Below are 14,759 nucleotides of genomic sequence, written 5' to 3'. Positions count from 1 at the left end.
GCATCCCTGCCGCGAAGACTTCCAGGGCGCTGGCAACTGCCCGTCGCGGCGAGGACGCCGCTCCCACGTGCACCCCCTACTTCAGCGCCCCTTCACCATAGCGCTTCTCGAAGGCCGCGCGCACCTTCTCGATCTGCTCCTTGCCCATGCCGCTGAAGTACCAATCGTGGCCTTCGATGGGCTTGAAGTGCTCCTCGAGCAGGGCGACGGCATATTCCTCGTTGCCGTCCTTCTTCATGACGGTCTCCTTCAGCTCCGGGATCCACTTGAAATAGGTGTGCTTGGCGACGTCGTAGATGCCGTGCCACCAGGTGTAGTCCGGGCCGCTCATGCTGGCGCCGTGGCGGGCACGCCGGCCCTCGTGGTGCCAGATCTCCCACCAGGTCCACTCGATCTTGTCGTCGAAGGGCGAGCTGGTGATGTAGCCGCCGTCCTTGAGCTTGCCCATGATGGCCGCGATGGGCTTGGCGAACTTCTCGTTGTAGAGCACCACCACGTCGTCGAACTGCTTGTAGTGGCCGTCGATGACGCTCTGCTCGTGGCAGGCGTAGCAGACGTCCTCCATCTTCTTGCGGCGGTCCTCCCAGGTGAGCACTTCGACCACCGTGGAGCCGCGAGCCTCGTCGCCGACGGCCGGGATCTCCTCGCCTTCCGGCACGTCGAACTCGTTGCCGTCTTCGAGCTTGACCAGGTTGATCTTGGTGGAAATGGGCGGCCTGAGCGTCCACGAAATCCGCTCGCCGACGTTGTGTGTGCTGGACTCGTTGGGGGCGGCGCTCATGTGGCAGGTGGCGCAGGTGGGGGCGGCGGTGTAGTCGATCCCGGCGACCCACTTGTCCGACTCCATGTTCATCTCGTCCACCTTGGCGCGGTAAATGATGCCGTGCTTGGACTCGTTGTAGACCTCGATCTGCGGATGGTCCGGGCCGACGTGGCACTTGCCGCAGGTGTCCGGCGTGCGCGCCTGGGCCTTGCTGAAGCGATGGCGCCCGTGGCAGGCCGTGCAGGAGCCCAAGGACCCGTCCGGGTTGATGCGCCCGATGCCCGTATTCGGCCAAGTGCCGGGCTTGGGGCGGCCCTTGTCCCTGCGGCTGCCCTCGGTGACGAATTCCAGCTTGCTGCCGTGGCACTGCTTGCAGCCGGCGTTGACCGCCGCCGGGCCGCCGACCACCTCGCCCAGCAGGTTGTCCAGCGATCCCAAGATCTGCCCGCCCTTGGCGTGGTGGGAGCCGTCCATCTCCTCGAACTCCTTCTCGTGGCACTTGGAGCAGTCCTTGGGCGTGACGACGATGGACACATAGGTGTCCTCGTGGCGCCAAGCGTCGATCTCGCCTTCCTTCGCCTCGTGGCAGTCCAGACAGGTGACGCCGTTCTGGCCGTGCTGGCTGTGGTTCCACTCCCAGTACAGGCCCGGGTTCTCGCTCATGTGGCAGTCGACGCACTCCTGGCCTTTCGGGTCGCCCCAGTCCACGCCGGGCTGGCCCGCCGGGCGCACCGCATGCACCTGGGCGGCGAACAGGAGCAGCAGCGCCAGCACCGGCAGCGTGCGGAGTGCGTGCAGGGTCTTGCGCAGGACCGGGGGCGGCAGCGCAAGCGCACCGCGGCTGGAATTCTTCATCTCGCTATCCTCGGACGTTGGTGACACTGACCCCTGCAATGGGCGGCAGGCGGCCGGCCGGTAGCGCCGCCGGCGCTGGCCGTCCCATCGGGGCCTGCGAGTCTCGAACGGGGACAGCCCGTCAACCTTGAGCCGCCTCAAGACCGCCACCGCGGTGCCCCTAAACGCACCACGCATTGACAAGTATCAATAATCCGGCGGGAACCGCCGTCGCTGAAGTCGGCGGCCGATGCAGCGCCCCCCAGGAGCGCCGAGATACGGTGACGGTATACGAAATTGGGGCAACGCTCATTCCGCGCGGCGGTTGGCGGTGAGGAGCCGGCTCAGCACGCGCTGCTGGACGATGCGGCGTCGAGCTGCGGCTGCTGGAAGAGGCCCGTAAGCTTGAGCTCGAGCTGGCCGGAGACCGGGTCCAGCACCGGGTTCACGAGGGCATCGGCGCCCCAGGTACCTCGCGCATCTGTCCAGCACCGTTAGGCCCGCGCCGGAAACTCTCGAAACACGTCCCGCACCAGCACCGAGCGCCACAGGTAGGTGACGACCGCGACATTGAGCAGCGCCGAGATCAGTACCGCCTCGTCCACGGCGTTGATCAGCGACCGGCCGGATGTGGCCACCTGTGTCGCCAGCAGCGTCAAGTAGAGCAGGGCGGATGCCGTCAGCAGCGCTCGGCCGTGGGGCCAGAGCCGGCGCATCCACTCCGGCGCCCGAGGCCGGCGGCGGGCGGCGGCGACGGCGACGGGGAGTGCCAGCAGGTCGGCGGCGAGGTAGGCGGGGCGGATCAGGTCTCGCAGGGCCGTGATCTCTTCGCCGGTGGTGGGCATGAAGGTGATGCCGAGCAACAGGATGTGCCGGAGCAGGAAGGCGAGCACCAGCCAGAGCGCGAGCGGCACCTTCAGGGTCAGGTGCTCGTCGTAGCGGCTTGGGTCGTGACGGAGCTGCACGGCTGGTTACGGCCTATCCGACGGCGGTTGCGCCCGCGGGTGCTCCCGCCGGCGTTTCCCTAGTTGGGGCAAGGATTGGCTGGTGCCCATTGCGGGCTTTGCGGGTGGGCATTGTCTTTCCGATATCCGGTGGGCACTGCAAAGGCACTTTGCACCCTGAGATTGATGCAGCGCAACAATGCAATCCTAAGGCGTTGGTCAGGCTCATGATGCAAAACCTGGCCCGGTCTGTGCTGCACTTGGCGGAACAACAATGCGCGCATCCATCCCGTCGCCGGGCTGTCGGGCGGGCGCCGGTGCGCATGACCGCCAACCGGGGATCACCAGACCCATGCCCAGATCCACACCCGAGACCTTCTACGATGTCATGCGCCGCCAAGGCATCTCCCGGCGCAGCTTTGTCAAATTCTGCTCGCTGACGGCGACGGCGCTGGGGCTCGCGCCGAGCTTTGCCGGCAAGATTGCCCATGCCATGGAGACCAAGCCGCGCACGCCGGTGCTCTGGCTGCATGGACTGGAGTGCACCTGCTGCTCCGAGTCCTTCATCCGCAGCGCCCACCCGTTGGTGTCGGACGTGGTGCTGTCCATGATCTCGCTGGACTACGACGACCTGATCATGGCCTCCGCCGGCCATCAGGCGGAGGCGATCCTGGAAGAGATCACGCACAAGTACAAGGGCAACTATATCCTGGCGGTGGAGGGCAACCCGCCGCTCAACCAGGAGGGCATGAGCTGCATCATCGGCGGCCGGCCCTTCGTCGATCAGCTGCGGGAGGTGGCCAAGGACTGCAAGGCCATCATCTCCTGGGGCAGCTGTGCCTCCTGGGGCTGCGTGCAGGCGGCGCGGCCCAATCCCACCCGCGCGACGCCCATCCACCAGGTCATCCACGACAAGCCCATCATCAAGGTGCCGGGCTGCCCGCCCATCGCCGAGGTGATGACCGGCGTGCTGACCTACATGCTCACCTTCGAGCGCATCCCGGAGCTGGACCGCCAGGGCCGCCCGACCATGTTCTACGGCCAGCGCATCCACGACAAGTGTTACCGCCGGCCGCACTTCGATGCCGGCCAGTTCGTGGAGTCCTGGGACGACGAGGCCGCGCGCAAGGGCTACTGCCTCTACAAGGTCGGCTGCAAGGGCCCGACCACCTACAACGCCTGCTCCACGGTGCGCTGGAACAACGGGGTCTCCTTTCCGATCCAGTCCGGCCACGGCTGCATCGGCTGCTCCGAGGACGGCTTCTGGGACAAGGGCAGCTTCTACCAGCACACCACGGACACGCACGTGTTCGGCGTCGAGGCGAATGCCGACAAGGTCGGGCTCGCCGCGGTCGGCGCCGTCGGCGCCGCCATCGGCGCCCATGCCGCCTACAGCGCGGTGCACAAGATCAAGCAGAAGCGGCCCGAGTCCGCCGAGGCCCATGACAGCGCAGGTGAGCAGCAATGACCGTGTCCACGACCCCCAACGGCTTTCAGCTCGACAACGGTGGTAAGCGCGTCGTCGTCGACCCCGTCACCCGCATCGAGGGGCACATGCGCTGCGAGGTGAATCTGGACGACAACAATGTCATCCGCAATGCGGTATCCACCGGCACCATGTGGCGCGGGCTGGAGGTGATCCTGCACGGCCGCGACCCGCGCGATGCCTGGGCCTTTACCGAGCGGATCTGCGGTGTTTGCACCGGCACCCATGCGCTGGCCAGCGTGCGCGCGGTGGAGGACGCGGTGGGTATCGAGATCCCGGAGAACGCCAATTCCATCCGCAACATCATGCAGCTCACGCTGCAGGCGCACGACCACCTGGTGCACTTCTACCACTTGCACGCCCTGGACTGGGTGGACGTGATCGCCTCGCTCAAGGCGGACCCCAAGATCACCTCGACGCTGGCGCAGTCCATCAGTAGCTGGCCCATGTCGTCCCCGGGGTATTTCCGGGACATCCAAACCCGCATCAAGCGCTTCGTGGAGTCTGGCCAGCTCGGGCCTTTTATGAACGGCTACTGGGGCAACCCGGCCTACAAGCTGCCGCCGGAGGCCAACCTGATGGCGGTGGCGCATTACCTGGAGGCACTGGACTTCCAGAAGGAGATCGTCAAGATCCACACCGTCTACGGCGGCAAGAACCCGCACCCGAACTGGCTCGTGGGCGGCATGCCCTGTGCCATCAACGTCGACGGTGTCGGGGCGGTGGGCGCCGTGAACATGGAGCGCCTGAATCTGGTCAGCTCCATCATCGACCGCACCATCGATTTCATCGACCGAGTCTACATCCCCGACCTCCTCACCATTGCCGCCTTCTACAAGGACTGGACCTACGGCGGGGGCTTGAGCGGTCAGTCGGTGCTGTCCTACGGCGACATCCCGGACCACGCCAACGACAATGCCGCGGACAATCTGCTGCTGCCGCGGGGCGCCATCGTCAACGGCGACCTGACCACCATCCACGACGTGGACCTGCGCGACCCCGAGGAGATTCAGGAATTCGTCGACCACGCCTGGTTCCGCTACAAGGACGAGTCCAAGGGCCTGCACCCTTGGGACGGCGTCACGGAACCAAACTACGTCCTCGGACCGAACGCCAAGGGCAGCTCCACCCACATCGAGGCCCTGGACGAGGCGGCCAAGTACTCTTGGATCAAGGCGCCGCGCTGGCGGGGCCATGCCATGGAGGTCGGTCCGCTGGCCCGCTACATCATCGGCTATGCCCAAGGCAATCCGGAGTTCAAGGAGCCGGTGGACAAGCTGCTCAAGGACCTAGACCTGCCCGTCGAGGCGCTCTTCTCGACCCTCGGGCGCACCGCCGCCCGCGGGCTCGAGGCGAGCTGGGCCGCGCACAAGATGCGCTACTTCCAGGACAAGCTGGTCGCGAGAATCAAGGCCGGCGACACGGCCACCGCCAACATCGACAAATGGGAGCCGCGCACCTGGCCCAAGCGCGCCAAGGGCGTCGGCTTTTGCGAGGCGCCCCGCGGTGCGCTGGGGCATTGGATCGTCATCGAGAAGGGCAAGATCGAGAACTATCAGGCCGTGGTGCCCACCACCTGGAACGGGTCCCCAAGGGACCCGGCCGGCAACATCGGCGCCTTCGAGGCGGCGCTGATGAACACGCCTGTGGCCAAGGCCGACGAGCCGCTGGAGATCCTGCGCACCCTGCACAGCTTCGATCCCTGTCTCGCCTGCTCGACGCATGTGATGGGGCCGGATGGGGGGGAGATGGCGCGGGTGAAGGTGAGGTAGGGGAAGGTGCGCAGTGCGGGTGGGGAAGTGCGCAGTGCGGGAGGAGGGTGCGCAGTGCGCGGTGCGGGAAGAGGGTGCGAAGTGCGGATGCGCACTGCTCGTATGCATCCCGCACCTTGAAGCGCCCCCGCGCGCGGCGGCACTTGGCATATCGCGCCTGGCGTCGCGCTCCACCGCACTGCGCACCGCGCACTTCGCACTTTTCAAGAAAGCATGCCTAACCAGTCTCTACTTCCGGTCGCTCCAACGCCGATGAATGCGAAAACCGACAACTCATGAGTACCACCACCGAAGACCTCCTCCGCGAAAAGCGCCGCCGGGATATCCCGGTGCGGCGGCGCACTGCGGTCTATGTCTATCAGGCGCCGCTGCGTGTCTGGCACTGGGTCAATGCCCTGTCCATTACCATCCTCGCCATCACCGGCTGGCTTATCGCGAATCCGCTGCCGAGCCTGCCCGGGGAGGCGAGCGATCACTTCGTGATGGGCTACATCCGCTTCTTCCATTTCGCGGCGGCCTATGTCTTCGCCGTAGCCTTCATCTTCCGGATCTACTGGGCCATCGCCGGCAACAGCTATGCGAAGCAGCTCTTCACGCTGCCGTTCTGGCGCAAGGGCTTCTGGGAAGAGCTGTGGCACGAGGTGCGCTGGTACGCCTTCAAGGAGCGCGAGCCGCGCAAGTACTATGGCCACAACCCGCTGGCGCACCTGTTCATGGTGGTCATCATCACCGTCGGCGGTCTCGTCATGATGGTGACGGGCTTCGCGCTCTATGCCGAGCAGACCGGTCTCGGCAGCTGGCAGGATCAATGGTTCGGCTGGTTGATTCCGCTGGTGGGGCAGAGCCAGGACGTGCGCATCTGGCACCACTGGGGCATGTGGGTCATCGTCGTCTTTGTGATGCTGCATGTGTATACGGCCATCCGCGAGGATGTCATGTCCCGCCAGAGCCTGATCAGCACCATGATCAGCGGTTGGCGCATGTTCAAGGACGACCGGCCATGAAAGAGCGGGGCGAGGCGCTAGGGGCTAGGGGCGAGGAGGCCGCCACGATGGGAGCCGTGCAGGATGCCGAGCTGCGGGTGCTGGTCCTGGGGATCGGCAACATTCTCTGGGCCGATGAGGGCTTCGGCGTGCGCTGTGTGGAGGCCATGGCGGCACGCCATCGCTTTGCCGACAACGTGACGCTGCTCGACGGCGGTACCCAGGGCCTGTACCTGGTGGATCAGGTGCGCGCGGCCGACGTGCTGGTGGTCTTCGACGCCGTCGACTACGGCCTGCCGCCCGGCACCCTGAAACGGGTGGAGGGCGACGCCGTGCCGAGCTTCCTCGGCGCCAAGAAGATGAGCCTGCACCAGACGGGCTTCCAGGAGGTGCTGGCGCTGGCGGACCTCCTCGGCGGCAGCCCGGCGCACCTGCTGCTGGTGGGCGTGCAGCCGCAGGCCCTGGAGGACTTCGGCGGCAGCCTCCGGCCCTGTGTGAAGGCACAGATAGCGCCCGCCATCGCCCTAGCGCTCGAGTATCTCGGCGGCTTGGGCATCGCGCCCGTGGCGTCGGCCGAGCCGGCAGCCGCCGCCGGTGCCCCCAGCGCGACGGACGCGGACCACCAGCCGCACCCGGCCCTCGATCTCGGCGCCTACGAGGCCGGCCGGCCGCCGCCCGAGCGCGCCTGCCGCAGCGGCGACGCCCGCGTGCTGAGCCGCATGGGTCGGCGCGGGGAGGGCTGCTGAATGTACATCGCCGTGCCCATTACGGAGGTTCCGACGCCATGACTGCACCCCCCATCGCCGCCCTCATCGAGATCCACCGCCTGCCGCTGTTGCAGGCCGACGATTTGGACTTCTTCCTGCGGCCCGGCCGGCACAACCTGCTGTTCCTGGCCGGTGACCCAGTGAAGGTGCCGGAGGCGCTGGATGTCGCCGTGGTGCTGCCGGAGCTGCTGCGGGCGTTTCCGGGGCGACTGCACGCGGCCCTGGTGGCACCCGAGGCCGAGCGCGCGGTGCATGCGCGCTTCGGCTGCCAGCGCTGGCCGGCGCTGGTGCTGTTGCGCGGCGACGCCTATGTCGGCAGCATCGAGCGTATGCGCGACTGGGACGACTATCTGCGGGAGCTGGATGTCCTGCTGGCCGCGGCGCGGAGCCGAGCCCCCGGCGTGGGCATCCCTGTGGCCGCCGAGGAGACGAGCGGTGTACATCCGGGCGGAGGCTGCCGCTGATGGCCGGGCCGGACGACCTGCTCGCGAGACCCATCCTCGCCGGCGGCGTGGGGCCCGGCAGCCAGCCCGAGGAGGCCGACGGCGCCGAGCTCCAATACCTCAGCATGCCGGGCGCCATGCACACCTACCGCCAGCCAATGCTGCCGGAGCCGGAGGACGCCGCCGCCTGCGCCGCCGGCCTGGGCGCCCTGCGCACCCTGCAGCTGCACCTGACCCATTATCGGGTCGGCGCGCTGCCGCAGGTGATCGACCTGAGCGCACTGCCGCCGCTGGATCTGCAGCTGGTGACGGACAGCCTCGGCGAGGGCGAGGTGAGCATCCGCCGCCGGGCTGCGGACGCCACCACACCCGGACTCGACGCCGCCGCTGACATGGAGGCGCAGGAGACCCGACTCGCCGGTGTCTGGCGGGTGCGCGGCGCCCCTGATGCCACCGGCGGCCGTTGGCGCGACGTGCTGGAGGTCGCCGCCGTGCCGGGCTTCGTGAGTGCACACGCGTTCGCCGCCGCTGCGGACGACGTGAGCCTGCCGGAGCCACTGCCGGCGGGAGTGATGAACGCCCCCGGCGTCTTGGCGGAGCTGCTGGAGCAGGTGGAGCTGCGCGCCGGTCTCGGCGAGCCTGCGGACGGCTCGGCGGCGACCGACGGCACGCCTGGCTTCGATGGTCCCGCGCCCCGGCTGCCGGCCCATGTGGTTAATCTCACCCTGCTGCCCCAGAGCGAGCAGGACCTCGAGTGCCTCGGCGACAGCCTCGGCCGCGGCCCGGTGAGCATGCTCTCCCGCGGCTACGGCAACTGCCGGGTCACGGCCACCGGACTGCGCGACGTCTGGTGGGTGCAGTATTTCAACAGCGACGACAAGCTGATCCTCAATACCCTGGAAGTCACGCCTGTGCCCGCGGCGGTGCTCGCCGCCCAGGAAGACCTCGACGACAGCGCCGAGCGCCTGCGCGAGATCCTGACGGCCCTGACGGAGGCGGCGGCATGAATGAGGACGTGACTGCCGGCACGCGCCTGGAGTGCCGCATCTGCTGGCACGTCTACGACCCCGCCGAGGGCGACGAGCTGGGCCAAGTGCCGCCGGGCACGCCCTTCAGCGACCTGCCGGCGGACTGGCGCTGCCCGCAATGCGACGCGGCCAAGGAGCTGTTTCTTGTCCTCGACTGAGCCGGCAGCCCGGGACGCGACGCCGGGCGGGGACGCCGCGCACACCGCAGAGCGGCTCGCCGAGGCCTTCCGGCGCATCCACCGCGAGCGCATGGCGGGCCTGCCCATCCTGCATCCGGATCTGGAGGTGGCCGTGGTGGGCGGGCGCCGGTGGCAGGGGCATTGGCTCGGCGTGCTGGTGACGCCCTGGTGCATGAACCTGGTGCTGGTGCCTGCGGCGGGCTCGGCGCTGGCCCAGGACGCCGGGGGCACCACCCGACTGCTGGACTTCCCGGCCGGGCGCTTCGAGCTCACCGCCTCCGACGTTGACGGTGTCGGCGCCATGGCTACCTGCTCGCTGTTTTCGCCGATGCACGCCTTCGCCGATCAAGCGGCCGCGGAGGCCACGGGGCTGGAGGTCATGACCGAGCTCTTCGAGCCCTCCGCGCCCGGCGCCGCACCGAGCCCGGGGGCGGGCAGCGCCGCTGCGGAGGTCCAGCGCGATGGCGGCATGAGCCGGCGCGATCTCCTGCGCGGGACCTTTCGGCGGCGCTGAGGCACTGTTGCGCTTGAACCCACCACAGGCGGTGTGGTCTCTTTGATCATGCCTGCCGCGCCGACACCCCTCACCGAGACCCCCTCCACCGTGCTGGTGGTGGAGCCGCACACGGCCGCCACTGCATCGCTGACCACCCCGCTGGAGCGCCATTTCCCGCTGCGCCGCGCCGCCAGCGCCGCCGCGGCCGAGGATATGCTCGCCGCCGGCGGGGTGCAGGTGGTAGTGGCCGAGCAGCGCCTGCCGGACCGCAGCGGTCTGGAGCTGCTGGCCGCGGTGCGCGAGCGCTGGCCGGACCTGCTGCGGGTCCTGGTGACGCCCAACGCCGACGTGGACGCCGTCGCCGCCGGCATCGGCCGCGCCGGCCTCTTTCAGTACCTGCCTCGGCCCTTCCACCCGGACAACCTGCTGCTGACGGTCACCAACGCCTGCCGGTTCTCGCGTCTGCGCCGCGAGCACGCGCGTGTGCTCGCCCAGCGCCATCCCGGCGCGGTGCATACAGGCGATCTGACGCCGGACCCCTGGGATCGGCGCCAGCGCAACTGGTGTCTGGATGCCGTCGTGCGCGGGCCGGACAGCCCGCTGGAGCCCATCTGCGATCAGCTGGCGCGCATCGCACCCTATGACATCCCGGTGCTGCTCACCGGCGAGTCCGGCACCGGCAAGGAGCTATTCGCCCGCGCCCTGCACGAGAGCAGCCTGCGCGCACTCCAGCCCTTTGTCGCCGAAAACTGCGGGGCGCTGCCGGATCAGCTCCTGGAGAGCGAGCTGTTCGGCCACCGCAAGGGCGCCTTCACCGGTGCCATCGCCGACCACGTCGGGCTGTTCGAGCAGGCCGACGGCGGCACGGTCTTCCTGGACGAGATCGGCGATGTCTCGGCGGCCTTCCAGGTGAAGCTGCTGCGGGTGCTGCAGGAGGGCGAGATCCGGCCCATCGGCAGCGAGCAGCGCAAGCGGGTGGACGTGCGCGTGGTCGCCGCCACCAACAAAGACCTGGAAGCGGCCATGCTCGCCGGCAGCTTCCGCCACGATCTTTATTATCGCTTGGCTGGCGTGACCCTGCACCTGCCGCCGCTGCGCCGCCGTCCCGGGGATTTAGGACCCATCTGCGAGCGCCTGCTGCGCGAGGCCGCCCGCGCCTTCGGCACGCCGCTGCAGCGGCTGTCGACGGAGGCCCTGGCCCTGCTCAACCGCTACCACTGGCCTGGCAACGTCCGCGAGCTGCGCAGCGAGCTTCAGCGCATGGTGGTGCTGAGCGACGGCGGCCCGGAGCTCGGCCCGCAGTTGTTGAGTGCGCGGGTGCTGGCGCGGGCCTCGGTGGCGGATGCGCTGCCCGCCGGCGATGCGACCTTGAAAGAGCGTGTGGAAGCGCTGGAGGCGGGGATTCTGTCCGAGACGCTGACTCGCTGCGGCTGGAACAAGAGCCGTGCGGCAACGGAGCTGGGGCTCTCCCGCGTCGGGTTGCGCAACAAGCTGGCGCGCTACGGGCTGGACCTCGCCGACGGTGACGTCGCCAAGCCGCCCGTCAGCGGCGACAGCTAGCCGGCCGGTGCCGCCGCTGCTATCGGCCTGGGTGCGGCCCGCAGGCGCACGTAGAGGCTCGCGAAGAAGAGCAGGATGTTGATGCCGCCCACCACGACGAAGGGCGCACGCGGGTCGACGGCGTCAAACAATCGCCCGCCCACTGCGGTAATGAGCAGGATGCCGACGGCGCCGGAAATGTTGAAGGCGCCGAGCACGGAGCCGCGTTGATTTTCAGGCGCCTCCTGGCCAATCAGCGACTGCGCGGCCAGGAATACGCTGATCTGGCCGATGCCCTGCAGGATGAAGAAGACCAGCCGATAGTCGCCATAGGGATCCTCGAGCAGCATCAGGGCAAGGTTGCCGACGGCCGCCAGCACCATGCAGATGGCGAGTCCGGTTACGCGGTCCATGCGATCGAGGATCGGCCCCATCACCGGTGCCCAGAGCAGCGCCGCGATCTGCGCGATGACGAAGATGAAGGTGCCGTTCATCACCGCCTCCGCGTTGCTCATGCCGGCGGCGCGCCCGGCCAGCGTGCCCCAGAGGATCAGGAAGGCGGCGTTGATGGATTGGTCGCCGCGGGCGACGAATGCCGCAGCATAGGCGAGCAGCACGCGCGGGTTACGGGCCTGCGCAAAGCCGCTGAGGAACAGGGTTCGAACCGTCGGGCGCTCCTCGCGATGCACTGGTACCCCGGCCCGAAGCCCGACGCGGACCGCCAGCGCCCCCAGCACGCAGAGGCCGGCCACCGCAAAGTGGGTCAGTCGGCCGGCATCCACGGGCTCCACGCCCTGCATGGTTAGGGCCTCCGGCAGGGAGCCGAAGCCTTGGTTCATCACCACCACGCCGAGGCCGCTCAGCACGCCGACCATGGCCACCAGCTTGCCGCGGCAGCGCTCGATGGGGTAGTCCACCAATACCGTTGACAAGGCGCCAGCGACCGCGACCACGCCGAGGGCATAGATCACGCGAAAGGCGAACAGCCATTCCACGGATGGGGCCAGCGGATAGACCAGGTAGGTCGCGCCGAGCATCAGAAAGCCGACGGCGAACACGCCGCGGCGGCTGATGCGGTCGATCAGGACGCCGGCCGGTATGAACAGCAGCAGCGTGATGATCTCCGTCAACAGGACCAAGTCACCGGTGATGGTGCCCTGGACCGACTCGGCGACGCCCAGATGGGCGTTGAGGATGTATGTCTGACCAGCGGTGATGAAGGTCATCAGGCCGATGGACAGGAAGGCCGACAACAGAAAGGTGTAGCCGTTGCGCCGGCTGACACCGGCCGCGAGCACGACAGGGCCGATTCTGTACTGGGTCGCATCGTGCATGGGTGACCTTGCTGTGGGGCGGATGACGTGGCTGCGGCGCATGCCGAGCCCGGGGAGCCGAAAGGTTGGCGCGGACCGCCTTGCAGCGAGCTGGTCGACCGCGCTGGATGGGGCAGCTTGTGCCGGCGCTTGCGGCCCGGGCGCTTGCGTCGTCAGGGGCGAATATAGGCGTAGCCTTGGCCCTGGAGCTCGGTGATGCGGGTGACGCCGCCTTCCTCGGCGATCTTGAAGCCGGGCAGCAGCTCATCCGGGGCCAAGCCCAGGGCTTCCAAGGTGTTGGCGCAGGCCTCGAAAGTGACACCCTGCTCCTGCAGCTCGGCGATGCCGTTGCGCACCCGATCCACGGCCTCGATGTCGTTGAAGCGCTTCACCGCCGGGCCGTGGGAGACCAGGACGATCTCGATGTTGTCGCCGCCGCCGACGCCAGCGAGGTGGTTCTTGATGTTGTTGAGCGCGAAGCTGACTTTGTCCTCGTCGGCGACGTGGTAGACGACCTTGGGCTTGTCGCCGGCCAGGGCGGCGACCGGTCCTAGGGTAAAGGCCAGCAGCAGGCTGAGCAGCAGAATGCGCATGTGCATCATCCTCGAGTGTTGGTGGTGACCCGGACCCGCAGGGTCCGGAGGGTGCCCGCGGCGGCGGTGCCGCGGCCCTGGTCGTGGATTATGGGGCTTGCCGTGCGCAAGCGCAGCATCCGCGGGCTCAGAGACTGTCCGAGGCGAAATCCGCGAGTCGCGAGCGCTCGCCGCGGACCAGCGTAATGTGGCCGCTGTGCTGCCAGTCCTTGAAGCGGTCCACCACGTAGGTGAGCCCGGACGTGGTTTCGGTGAGGTAGGGCGTATCGATTTGGGCGATGTTGCCGAGGCAGACGATCTTGGTCCCCGGGCCGGCGCGGGTGATGAGCGTCTTCATCTGCTTGGCGGTCAGATTCTGCGCCTCGTCCAGGATGATGTACTTGTGCAGGAAGGTGCGCCCGCGCATGAAGTTGAGCGACTGGATGCGCACCCGCGAGCGCAGCAGGTCATTGGTGGCCGCGCGGCCCCAGTCGCCGCCTTCGGTTTGGGTCAGCACCTCCATGTTGTCCATCAGCGCGCCCATCCAGGGGGTCATCTTCTCTTCCTCGGTGCCGGGCAAAAAACCGATGTCCTCGCCTACGGGCACCGTCACCCGGGTCATGATGATCTCGCGGTAGATGTTGCGATCCAGCACCTGCGCCAAGCCGGCGGCGAGCGCCAGCAGGGTCTTGCCGGTGCCGGCGGTGCCGAGCAGGGTGACGAAGTCGAGCTCTGGGTCCATGAGCATGTTGAGTGCGAAGTTCTGCTCGCGATTGCGTGCCGAGATGCCCCAGACGTTGTGGCGCTGCACACGGTAGTCGTCCACCAGCTCGATGATGGCCTCGGTCTCGCCGCGGCGCTCGCGCACCATGGCCTCGAAGCTCTCGTCCTGCTCCATGTACAGGCATTGGCTGACGTACCACTCGGCCACGTCCGGGCCTTTGACCCGGTAGTAGGTGCGCCCCGCTTCCTGCCAGGCATCGACTTCCTTGGCATGGTGCTCCCAGAAGTCGTCCGACAGTGCTGCCATGCCCGTATACAGCAGGTCGACGTCGTCCAGCACCCGGTCGTTGGAGTAGTCCTCAGCCGGCAGCCCCAGCACCGCCGCCTTGATGCGCAGGTTGATGTCCTTGGAGACGATGACGACGGTGTGCTCGGCGCGACGCGCCTGCAGCGACAGGGCGGTGGCCAGGATCTCGTTGTCGGCGGTGGTGCCAGGCAGCACCGTGTCGACATGCTCGGAAAGGGGCTCGGTCTGGAAGAAGAGCCGCCCCGCCGGCGGCTCCGTGAAGCCGGTGCCGTAATCGCCGAAGGGCTGGATCGGCAGGCCGGCGTCGATCTCGGCCTTGTCCGCGTCCTGCATCAGCTGGTCCAGGAAGCGGCTCACTTGACGTACGTTGCGGGCGACCTCGGAGACGCCCTTCTTCGCTGCGTCCAACTCCTCGAGCACCACCATGGGGAGGAAGATGTCGTGCTCCTTGAAGCGGAAGATCGAGGTCGGGTCGTGCATCAGCACGTTGGTGTCCAGGACGAAGAGACAGGGCTTGTCGTTCTCGCGCTTGATCATGAGCGGCGGCGGCACCGTGGCTGCGGCGGGTTGCGGGGGCCGGCACCATTGCGGCGCCGGCCTCGGTGGGGAG

Annotated in this window: 14 protein-coding genes; 9 read left to right on the top strand and 5 right to left on the bottom strand. The window is 68.0% G+C overall.

Features of this window, described 5'->3' with window-relative positions; translation table 11 throughout:
* Nucleotides 1-76: 76 nt before the first annotated feature.
* Complete coding sequence (locus tag CKO31_RS08650) at nucleotides 77-1,618, bottom strand: multiheme c-type cytochrome (protein WP_200235970.1); 1,542 nt, start codon at nucleotides 1,616-1,618, stop codon at nucleotides 77-79.
* 473 nt (nucleotides 1,619-2,091) lie between these two features.
* A complete protein-coding gene (locus CKO31_RS08645; protein WP_200235969.1) occupies nucleotides 2,092-2,562 on the bottom strand; it encodes a DUF2919 family protein in 471 nt (156 codons plus the stop codon).
* A 331-nt stretch (nucleotides 2,563-2,893) separates the two neighbouring features.
* On the opposite strand from CKO31_RS08645, the gene CKO31_RS08640 reads away from it, so the two are divergent.
* From CKO31_RS08640 to CKO31_RS08600, 9 genes are all read left to right on the top strand, one after another.
* Complete coding sequence (locus CKO31_RS08640) at nucleotides 2,894-4,009, top strand: hydrogenase small subunit (RefSeq protein WP_200235966.1); 1,116 nt, start codon at nucleotides 2,894-2,896, stop codon at nucleotides 4,007-4,009.
* Nucleotides 4,006-5,799 carry a nickel-dependent hydrogenase large subunit gene (locus CKO31_RS08635; RefSeq protein ID WP_200235965.1) on the top strand — a complete coding sequence of 598 codons (1,794 nt, stop codon included), beginning with the start codon at nucleotides 4,006-4,008 and terminating at the stop codon, nucleotides 5,797-5,799. The genes CKO31_RS08640 and CKO31_RS08635 overlap by 4 nt, the downstream gene beginning before the upstream one ends.
* Before the next feature lie 275 nt (nucleotides 5,800-6,074).
* Entirely contained in the window at nucleotides 6,075-6,803 is a 729-nt protein-coding gene (gene cybH / locus CKO31_RS08630) for a Ni/Fe-hydrogenase, b-type cytochrome subunit (protein ID WP_200235963.1), read from the top strand.
* Between the two features lie 47 nt (nucleotides 6,804-6,850).
* Complete coding sequence (locus tag CKO31_RS08625) at nucleotides 6,851-7,528, top strand: HyaD/HybD family hydrogenase maturation endopeptidase (protein ID WP_200236084.1); 678 nt, start codon at nucleotides 6,851-6,853, stop codon at nucleotides 7,526-7,528.
* A 38-nt stretch (nucleotides 7,529-7,566) separates the two neighbouring features.
* Nucleotides 7,567-8,013, top strand: coding sequence for a thioredoxin domain-containing protein (locus CKO31_RS08620; protein ID WP_200235962.1), 447 nt, complete (start codon nucleotides 7,567-7,569; stop codon nucleotides 8,011-8,013).
* A complete protein-coding gene (locus tag CKO31_RS08615) occupies nucleotides 8,013-8,999 on the top strand; it encodes a hydrogenase expression/formation protein (RefSeq protein ID WP_200235960.1) in 987 nt (328 codons plus the stop codon). Before CKO31_RS08620 ends, CKO31_RS08615 begins: the two co-directional genes overlap by 1 nt.
* A complete protein-coding gene (locus tag CKO31_RS08610; RefSeq protein WP_200235958.1) occupies nucleotides 8,996-9,178 on the top strand; it encodes a rubredoxin in 183 nt (60 codons plus the stop codon). The genes CKO31_RS08615 and CKO31_RS08610 overlap by 4 nt, the downstream gene beginning before the upstream one ends.
* Entirely contained in the window at nucleotides 9,165-9,713 is a 549-nt protein-coding gene (gene hybE, locus CKO31_RS08605) for a [NiFe]-hydrogenase assembly chaperone HybE (protein WP_200235956.1), read from the top strand. The genes CKO31_RS08610 and hybE overlap by 14 nt, the downstream gene beginning before the upstream one ends.
* A 48-nt stretch (nucleotides 9,714-9,761) precedes the next feature.
* Complete coding sequence (locus CKO31_RS08600) at nucleotides 9,762-11,255, top strand: sigma-54-dependent transcriptional regulator (RefSeq protein ID WP_200235954.1); 1,494 nt, start codon at nucleotides 9,762-9,764, stop codon at nucleotides 11,253-11,255.
* On the opposite strand, the gene CKO31_RS08595 is transcribed toward CKO31_RS08600, so the two are convergent.
* The 3 genes from CKO31_RS08595 to CKO31_RS08585 form a co-directional block, all read right to left on the bottom strand.
* On the bottom strand, nucleotides 11,252-12,568 hold the full coding sequence (locus CKO31_RS08595) for an MFS transporter (RefSeq protein ID WP_200235952.1): 1,317 nt from the start codon (nucleotides 12,566-12,568) through the stop codon (nucleotides 11,252-11,254). The two genes, CKO31_RS08600 and CKO31_RS08595, sit on opposite strands and share 4 nt — an antisense overlap.
* A 152-nt stretch (nucleotides 12,569-12,720) precedes the next feature.
* Nucleotides 12,721-13,140: a DsrE family protein gene (locus CKO31_RS08590; RefSeq protein ID WP_242475245.1), complete on the bottom strand. Its 420-nt coding sequence runs from the start codon at nucleotides 13,138-13,140 to the stop codon at nucleotides 12,721-12,723.
* 127 nt (nucleotides 13,141-13,267) lie between these two features.
* Nucleotides 13,268-14,686 (bottom strand): PhoH family protein, encoded by a 1,419-nt coding sequence (locus CKO31_RS08585; RefSeq protein ID WP_200235950.1) that lies wholly within the window; start codon nucleotides 14,684-14,686, stop codon nucleotides 13,268-13,270.
* Nucleotides 14,687-14,759: the final 73 nt, after the last annotated feature.

Source organism: Thiohalocapsa halophila (assembly GCF_016583825.1).
In the GTDB taxonomy this organism is placed as follows: Bacteria; Pseudomonadota; Gammaproteobacteria; order Chromatiales; family Chromatiaceae; genus Thiohalocapsa; species Thiohalocapsa halophila.
Note: the sequence above shows the minus strand (reverse complement) of the source record. Positions and strands in the feature narration are given on the sequence as shown.

Coding starts and splice junctions, on each gene's coding strand:
- CKO31_RS08625 (WP_200236084.1), top strand. CDS start 6,851: ATGGGAGCCGTGCAGGATGCCGAGCTGCGGGTGCTGGTCCTGGGGATC.
- cybH (WP_200235963.1), top strand. CDS start 6,075: ATGAGTACCACCACCGAAGACCTCCTCCGCGAAAAGCGCCGCCGGGAT.
- CKO31_RS08640 (WP_200235966.1), top strand. CDS start 2,894: ATGCCCAGATCCACACCCGAGACCTTCTACGATGTCATGCGCCGCCAA.
- CKO31_RS08610 (WP_200235958.1), top strand. CDS start 8,996: ATGAATGAGGACGTGACTGCCGGCACGCGCCTGGAGTGCCGCATCTGC.
- CKO31_RS08600 (WP_200235954.1), top strand. CDS start 9,762: ATGCCTGCCGCGCCGACACCCCTCACCGAGACCCCCTCCACCGTGCTG.
- CKO31_RS08585 (WP_200235950.1), bottom strand. CDS start 14,686: ATGATCAAGCGCGAGAACGACAAGCCCTGTCTCTTCGTCCTGGACACC.
- CKO31_RS08650 (WP_200235970.1), bottom strand. CDS start 1,618: ATGAAGAATTCCAGCCGCGGTGCGCTTGCGCTGCCGCCCCCGGTCCTG.
- CKO31_RS08615 (WP_200235960.1), top strand. CDS start 8,013: ATGGCCGGGCCGGACGACCTGCTCGCGAGACCCATCCTCGCCGGCGGC.
- CKO31_RS08620 (WP_200235962.1), top strand. CDS start 7,567: ATGACTGCACCCCCCATCGCCGCCCTCATCGAGATCCACCGCCTGCCG.
- CKO31_RS08595 (WP_200235952.1), bottom strand. CDS start 12,568: ATGCACGATGCGACCCAGTACAGAATCGGCCCTGTCGTGCTCGCGGCC.
- CKO31_RS08590 (WP_242475245.1), bottom strand. CDS start 13,140: ATGCGCATTCTGCTGCTCAGCCTGCTGCTGGCCTTTACCCTAGGACCG.
- CKO31_RS08635 (WP_200235965.1), top strand. CDS start 4,006: ATGACCGTGTCCACGACCCCCAACGGCTTTCAGCTCGACAACGGTGGT.